8 protein-coding genes are annotated in these 5,582 nt (G+C 55.1%); 7 read left to right on the forward strand and 1 reads right to left on the reverse strand.

Annotation, left to right across the window (positions count from 1 at the left end):
• Window positions 1-273: hypothetical protein (locus BF12_RS22530; protein ID WP_211242486.1), on the reverse strand; the 273-nt coding region annotated here is incomplete at its 3' end.
• Here BF12_RS22530 and BF12_RS0116870 point away from each other — a divergent pair.
• From BF12_RS0116870 to BF12_RS0116895, 7 genes are all read left to right on the forward strand, one after another.
• Entirely contained in the window at window positions 272-808 is a 537-nt protein-coding gene (locus BF12_RS0116870; protein ID WP_211242487.1) for a HupE/UreJ family protein, read from the forward strand. The two genes, BF12_RS22530 and BF12_RS0116870, sit on opposite strands and share 2 nt — an antisense overlap.
• Entirely contained in the window at window positions 805-1,356 is a 552-nt protein-coding gene (locus BF12_RS0116875) for a hypothetical protein (RefSeq protein ID WP_024953286.1), read from the forward strand. The genes BF12_RS0116870 and BF12_RS0116875 overlap by 4 nt, the downstream gene beginning before the upstream one ends.
• A gap of 135 nt (window positions 1,357-1,491) precedes the next feature.
• Window positions 1,492-2,613, forward strand: a complete 1,122-nt coding sequence (locus tag BF12_RS20750; RefSeq protein WP_024953287.1) for a YHYH protein — start codon at window positions 1,492-1,494, stop codon at window positions 2,611-2,613.
• A complete protein-coding gene (locus BF12_RS21355; protein WP_024953288.1) occupies window positions 2,610-3,200 on the forward strand; it encodes a YbhB/YbcL family Raf kinase inhibitor-like protein in 591 nt (196 codons plus the stop codon). Before BF12_RS20750 ends, BF12_RS21355 begins: the two co-directional genes overlap by 4 nt.
• Window positions 3,201-3,275: 75 nt before the next feature.
• Entirely contained in the window at window positions 3,276-3,974 is a 699-nt protein-coding gene (locus BF12_RS0116890; RefSeq protein WP_084488196.1) for a hypothetical protein, read from the forward strand.
• Between the two features lie 329 nt (window positions 3,975-4,303).
• On the forward strand, window positions 4,304-4,975 hold the full coding sequence (locus tag BF12_RS22135; protein ID WP_156941210.1) for a hypothetical protein: 672 nt from the start codon (window positions 4,304-4,306) through the stop codon (window positions 4,973-4,975).
• Window positions 4,976-5,212: 237 nt separating this feature from the next.
• A complete protein-coding gene (locus BF12_RS0116895; protein ID WP_156941211.1) occupies window positions 5,213-5,461 on the forward strand; it encodes a hypothetical protein in 249 nt (82 codons plus the stop codon).
• The last annotated feature ends 121 nt before the right edge of the window (window positions 5,462-5,582 follow it).

The raw sequence follows: 5,582 nt of genomic DNA on the forward strand, positions 1-5,582 counted from the left end.
CATGAAACGTCGAAGAGCCCAAGATGGGCATTGGTTCGCCGCATAAATCAGGACAAGGGCCTGGCCCAGGGCAGGAGAGGCCGGGCCAGAAGAGAGCAGATCAGAAAGAGCGTGAGTAGGCCCACGGCAATCATGTCCAGAGCTTAAGAATGAACCCTTTTTAGTGACCTCGACGGACCGCCACATCATGACGCTTCCCCAATGTTTACGGCCAAGCGCTGCCCGTACTTGCGCGCTCAGCATGGCTTTCTTGTTGCTGATATTTTCACGCATGGCCGAGGCTCATGTGGATACGGATAGCGTCGGCGGCTTTGCCGCGGGCTTCCTGCACCCCCTCACGGGCCTGGATCACTTTACCGCCATGGCAGCCGTGGGGCTGTGGGGGGTGATTCTGGGGCGTCCTGCTTCCTGGCTGTTGCCGGTGGTATTCCCGATGATCATGGCGCTGGGCAGTGTGGTGGGCATCGTGGGGGTGGCATTGCCCGGAATCGAGATCGGCATTGCCTTGTCGGCTTTGGTGCTCGGCGGCTTCATCGCGGGGCGCGTGCGCCTGCCGCTGTGGATGGCCTGTGCGGTGATCTCCGTCTTTGCCGTCTGTCATGGCTACGCCCATGGGGCGGAGTTGCCCCTGGCGTCTGATCCCTTTGCCTTTGCGATGGGCTTCATGGTGGCCACCGGTAGTCTGCATGCCGCGGGTATCGGCGTTGGCATCATGGCGGAGCGCTTCCGTCAGGGCATGTTGCTGCGCGGATTGGGGATTCTGACGGCACTGCTGGGTGTCTACTTCCTGGTCGAGGCATTGTCATGATGTGGCCGGAACAGTGGATGATCGGCGTTCGCGCCGTCTGTGGCAGCCCGGTGATTTTGTATCTCATCGTCACGGCGGGTCTTGTCGGAGTCGCCAGTCAGGACACGCTCACCTGGAAGGCGGGCGGGCGAATTCTGCTGCGGCTCATCAATGGTCTGCTGCTCGGGATCACCCTGTCACTCTTTGCGCCACAGACGCTGGTAATGGCCGTGATGGGACTGGCCATGCTGGTGTCGTTGCTCGTCGCGATTCACGTACCGCTGCGCCATGCCTTCGGTCAGGGCATCTTCCAGCGGGTGCCGGCGCTGCTGGCCGGGCTGGTGGTGGCGCTGCTGTTTCTGGGTCATGAGGTGGCCTCGACACCCTTTGCCATCCTTCTCGGTGTCATGATGACGGTGGTGTGGGGTGTCCTGCTTTGCTGGGCGATATTCGCGTTGATCGGTCGCCTTCTGCCTCGTGCGGCCTTCGTGATCGCGCAGCGAGTGCTGGGCGCCTGGATGGTCGCGATCGGTGCCATGTCACTGACCTTCATCGTGATGCAGTGGTAGCCGCCCCGGCATGACGAGAAGAACCCGGAGACCCTGTCGGCCTTCCTCCGTCCGCGTCTGACTGGCTGACACATCAGGCCACCCGGCCATGCGCGAATGCCTCATGAATTCATCGTCCGACACACAGGAAAGCTCATGCGCCCACATTCCCTGACATCTCGGGGACGACCCCGTATCGTGAAGCCCTTCGTGGTACTGACGGTGGCGTCCGTTCTCATGGTGCCAGTGTTCTTCCATGTCGCGCAGTCAGTCGCCAATGATCAACCCTCGCTCGCGAAGGCTCAGTCCGGCTCAGAGGAGTCCACGTCGGAGGCAGCGGCACAGCGTACGGGCAGGTCCGCCGCCGAGGCGCATTGCGCCGCCGTGAAGGCTTCCGTGCAAGATGCCGGCTTCGCCGACTCGGTGTCTGTCACCTGCCAGGACGGCAAGGCGCTGATCACCTCGGATACCTACCCGGACCACGAGATGATGACCGGAATCGTGGGCACCAATGAGCAGGTGCCAGTGCCCGCCAGTCACTACACATCGCCCGTCATGCTCGAACCCACGCTGGGAGACACCCCCCAGACGCGAGACGCGGCCTTGGGCGTCGCCGTCAATGGTGTGCCCATCTACGACTATACCGGGGGCGGGGAGATGTCCCCGGGGGATCTTTCCGTCTATCAGGCCAGCAACGATACCCTGGCGACGCAGCAGCTGGATGCCTGTGGCGGGCACGCCGGCCGCGGCGATGATTACCACTATCATGTCAAACCCGTCTGCATGATGGACAGGATGAAGAATGCCGGTGACAACCCCATCATTGGCTGGGCTTTCGATGGTTACCCCATCTATGGCGATGACAACCCGGATGGCTCCCATATCGCGATGGATGTGCTGGATGTCTGCAACGGACAGCCTGACGACACCTTCGGGTATCGCTATCACACCTCCGAACAGGCGCCGTATATCATTCAGTGTCTGATGGGCGAAGTGCCAGAGGCGAAAGACCTGCCGCGTGTTCCGCCGCTGAAGGCCGCGAGTGGCGATACGCAGGCCGACAGTCGTGGACGGCCCGCTGGGACTCCACCGCAAGGGGGCGTGGAAGACCTGGTCTTTACCCAGCAGGCGGATGGCAGTCGCAGCATGGATTACACCTATCACGGTGAAGCCTATTACATTCGCTATACGCCCACCGATACGCCCAATTGCTATGACTTCGAGACGCGTACCGTGACAGATGGTGGCGACGTCAAGACCGGGGAGTACTGCCGATGATTCGGGCATGGTCGCGTGCTCTGCGAACGTCGCTCGCCTCCGGGACGGCCGCCGTACTGTGTGTCTCGGCCCTGGCCACACCTGCGCTGGCACAAGGCGACTTCACGCTCACCAGCCCTGCCTTCAATGATGATGGCTGGTTGCCGGATGACCTGAAATGCACTCGTGACGGCGGCGATGGCGTCACGCCGCCATTGACATGGGGTGATGTGCCTGACGGCACACAGAGCCTCGCCCTCATCATGCACCACTATCCCAAAGGCACCGTCGAAGGTCGTGATGCTCCCAGCCAGTATTGGCTGCTGTGGAATCTTCCAGCAGATACCCGGGCACTGCCGCGCGGCAATCCGGTATCGCTGGGGGATGAGGGCGCCGACAAGGACAAGAAGCGTATCGGGTATACGCCACCTTGTTCACCTCCCGGCCCTGAGGGCTCATATCACGAATACACGATCACGCTGTATGCCTTGAAGGCACCGCTGGATGCGTTGCCGGATCATGACGACATGAGCGTGAACTGGGACACGATGACCGAGGCGCTCAAGGGCAAGGTCATTGATTCCTCCTCCATCACCTTCCGTAACTGATCAGATGATGGACGCAAGACACCCCCCTGCAAGCCAGGAAGCGCGATCGCCATTCACCACGAAAGGAATTTTTCCATGCGCACATTGCTGACCGCCGCCCTCATTCTGGCTGCCGCACCTGCCTTTGCCGATTCACATGCCAAGGATGAGCATGCAGCAAAGCCCAAGGCCGGCCCCCAGAGTGGCACCAGACTCAAGGCCGAGATCTGGGTCGATAACTGGTTCGAGATGTACGTCAATGGCGAGAAGGCAATGCAAGACAGCGTGCCGATCACCACGGAGCGCTCCTTCAATGCCGAAACTGCCATCATCGAGACGCAATTCCCGGTGACGATCGCCATCAAGGCCAAGGACTTCAAGGAAAATGACACAGGCCTTGAGTACATCGGCACGGACCGCCAGCAGATGGGCGATGGCGGCATGATTGCCCAGTTCCGTGATGCCAGAACAGGCGAGGTCATCGGGGTCACCAACCGCGACATGCATTGCCTGGTGGTGCAACACGCGCCTGTCGAGGCTTCCTGTGCTGATGAGAGCGACCCACAGGCAGGCGAGGGCGCCTGTGACTTCGAGGAAACCACGGTGGACGGTGACTGGACGGCCCCGGACTTCGATGACAGCGCCTGGCCGGCTGCCATCGAGCATCAGTACAGCGACGTCAGCCCGAAGGACGGCTACGACGATATCGACTGGGATGACAGTGCCAGGTTCGTGTGGGGGCAAAGCCTCAAGCAGGACAACACCCTGCTGTGCCGCATGACCCTCGACGGCTGATCGTACGTTTCATTCTGTACTGATTGATCAATAAAAAAGCCACCCTTGAACATTAGGTGAGGCTTTTGCTGTACTGGCAAGCTTGCTGATAAATTCTGTTTCGGTTAAGAATAGGCGAGAGATAAGGTTTACCTAAGTCTTTGCATGCCTTTATAGTGACTTGAGACATTGTCACTACCTTGGAATTATATATATTCTCCTTGCTGATTTTATGCCAATGGTGTTATTTTGAACAATAGAGCATTGATTGAAATAAACCAATACATTCAGAATAATGATCGGTTTTTATTTCATTAACTCTAATTTATTTTAATATTGAGGCATTGGCTTTGGAAAACTTAGATATTAATGATTATAGAGAAAGATTACAAAATGATAAAGGTTTTTCAACAAAGCGTCGTCAGCTTGTTTATGTTTCTTTGATAATTTTAGCAATTAATCTGAGCGGCGCCCAGATAAAAGAAGCTAATACCTTTCTGTTTAAAATCGAATTTTTGAATGAAGGTGCATTAATACATTTGCTTGAAGCTTCTGCTGTATATCTACTATTCCGCTATTATGCCTATGCTCACAACTACCATGAATATCTTTTTAAATTCTGGTCGGAAAGATTAATGGCAGACACTAGTGTGCTAATTTATAATGGTTTTGATGATGAGTATCATGGGTTACTAGCCAAAAAAATTAATGGCCAAAATTGTCACGATATAGGCGATCAGGTGCCTGAATATAGAAAGGTGAGTATTTTAAGGAGAAGTATTTGCTATAGATCTACAATTGTAGATGAATATTACGGTGAAGTGTATGTTCCTAAATGTATTAATTTAAATGAATATGATGATTCTTGGAAAAGAAAAGATTTGATCAAATTATTTTCCTTTGAATTTAAATATCGTTATCAGGCTTTTTTCAATAATCGAGAGCACGTTGACTTGTTGTTTCCGTATATAATTTGCCTAGTGTCATTGCTGAGTGTTTTTAATAGACTTATGGTTCAGTAAATAATAACTGCCTTTGTTAGCGTGATCTAAATTTATTCTAATAGATAAATTATAATAAGCATAATTGATGTTGTTAGCTTTCCCATTTGTGAGTGTAATGCTTTTATATTGACCTGACATAAACTTCATGTGTAATAAAAAGAGCAGTCCAGTGAGGTTCGCCACAATATCTAGGTAGGGGATACGCGGGCATGCTTCGATGCGGTGTTTGCCGGCAAGGCCTCCACGACTACCTTCGTGGATGTCAGAGTGCTCAAGCATCACGTCAGGGCCGAGCGTATTCTCGACAGCATTCTCTATGAAGCTCTCATCGCACAGCGGGCGTTGGAGGATGATTTTCGTCTGGTGGTCGTGGTCGTGATCTACGGCGACGCGGACCTGCGTGAGCGACTACAGTCCCGCTGGCAGCCGCGGGTCTCACACTGCCCGGCGGATGTCGAACTGCGTGTCCTTCGACGCGATGACGTGCGCTGTGAGGCAGCGTGATGTGCTGAAGCGTGACCCACCGTAGCCATGAGAACGTCTTGTCCAGACACGGCAGATGAGGGTGCACCTCGGGCCGGCCAGTGCTTGAGATGGATCACGACGAAAAGAGGCCCGTACCGAT

It is taken from the genome of Cobetia crustatorum, from assembly GCF_000591415.1.
GTDB classification, from domain to species: Bacteria; Pseudomonadota; Gammaproteobacteria; order Pseudomonadales; family Halomonadaceae; genus Cobetia; species Cobetia crustatorum.

Bases quoted from the DNA above. Each gene is read 5' to 3' on its own strand.
- BF12_RS0116870 (WP_211242487.1), top strand. From the start codon at position 272: ATGGCCGAGGCTCATGTGGATACGGATAGCGTCGGCGGCTTTGCCGCG.
- BF12_RS0116875 (WP_024953286.1), top strand. From the start codon at position 805: ATGATGTGGCCGGAACAGTGGATGATCGGCGTTCGCGCCGTCTGTGGC.
- BF12_RS20750 (WP_024953287.1), top strand. From the start codon at position 1,492: ATGCGCCCACATTCCCTGACATCTCGGGGACGACCCCGTATCGTGAAG.
- BF12_RS21355 (WP_024953288.1), top strand. From the start codon at position 2,610: ATGATTCGGGCATGGTCGCGTGCTCTGCGAACGTCGCTCGCCTCCGGG.
- BF12_RS0116890 (WP_084488196.1), top strand. From the start codon at position 3,276: ATGCGCACATTGCTGACCGCCGCCCTCATTCTGGCTGCCGCACCTGCC.